Genomic DNA, 1,292 nt, shown 5'->3' with positions numbered 1-1,292 from the left:
CCGGCCAGGCCCTCGCCGGGTACGACGGCGACGACCGCCCGCTGGACACGCTCGCGCGGCGCACGCTCACCCCCGCGCGCGTGCACGTCGTCGGCGCCGAAGTGCGTGATGCGGATCCGGTACGGCCGGCCGGCCTCGACCCCCGCCTCCACGGCGGCGCCGGCGTCGTCCACGTGCACATGTACGTTCCACAGCCCGTCCCCGCCGACCACGACGAGGGAGTCGCCCAGCCCGTCGAGCCGTCGGCGCAGCCGGTCGACGGCGGCGTCCTCGGCCTCCAGCAGGTAGATCACCTCGAAGGCGGGCCCGCCGCTCCCGTGGCCGTCGTCGGCGCACGGCTCCTCCCTCACGGGGGGCCCGCCCACGAGCGAGGAGCCTCCCGCGAAGGCACGGCCACCCCCCTCGGAAACCGGTATCTCTCCCGTGAACGTCTCCACCAGCGCCGCGAGCACCGCCACCAGTCCCCGCCCACCCGCATCCACCACCCCGGCACGCGCCAGGACGGCCAGCTGGCCCGGCGTCGCGGCGAGTGCCGTGCACGCGCCCCGGTGGGCCGCCCTCGCGACCGTCCCGCAGTCCCCCTCGGCCCCTTCCGCCGCGTCGGCGGCGGCCGAGGCGACCGACAGGACCGTGCCCTCGACCGGGTGGGCCACAGCTCGGCGGGCGGAGTCGGCCGCGTGCCGCAGCGCCTGGCGCAGCCCCTCCGCCTCGGTACGGGGGCTCTCCCGCTCGGCGAGCACCTGGGCCATCCCGCGCAGCAACTGCGCCAGGATCGTCCCGGAGTTCCCGCGCGCGCCGATGAGCGCGCCGTGCGCCATCGCGCGCGCGGCATCGGCGAGGGTGGGGGTGGCGTCCGTCCCGGAGCCGGCCGCGTGGCCGGTGAACACCGCCTCGACGGCGGTCACGGCGGACTCCATGGTCAGGTAGAGGTTTGTTCCGGTGTCCCCGTCGGCGACCGGGTACACGTTGATCGCGTCGATCTCCTCACGCGCGCGTCCCAGCGCCCGGAGCGCGAGACCACACCAGGTGCGCACCGCGAGAGCATCGAAGAATGTCTGCGGCACCTGCGGCACCTGCGCCTCCCTGAGCTGCTGGACTGGGACGCAGCGTAGACGGTGGGCGGGGTTCCGCCGGGGGAAGGGCCGGGGCCGGGCCCTGACCAGCCATGGTAGTTTCGTTGTACTGGCGCAGCCGTTGTATGCTGCTCCGGTTGCCCGATCCCATCGGGCCATCCTCCTGGCAGCGCCACTCAGGTCTTCGATCCCACGATCTTGATCCCGGCATGCCGGGAT

The 1,292-nt window shown here is 74.8% G+C and carries 1 protein-coding gene; it reads right to left on the bottom strand.

What is annotated here, in order from left to right; translation table 11 throughout:
* On the bottom strand, positions 1 to 1,073 hold a 1,073-nt coding region (locus BZL64_RS37985; protein WP_143663457.1), incomplete at its 3' end, for a DAK2 domain-containing protein.
* Between the last annotated feature and the right edge of the window lie 219 nt (positions 1,074 to 1,292).

Origin of the sequence: Streptomyces bobili, assembly GCF_002154575.1 — a bacterium.
In the GTDB taxonomy this organism is placed as follows: domain Bacteria; phylum Actinomycetota; class Actinomycetes; order Streptomycetales; family Streptomycetaceae; genus Streptomyces; species Streptomyces bobili.
The sequence above is the reverse complement of the archived record's forward strand: the minus strand, read 5'-3'. Positions and strand labels throughout refer to the sequence as shown.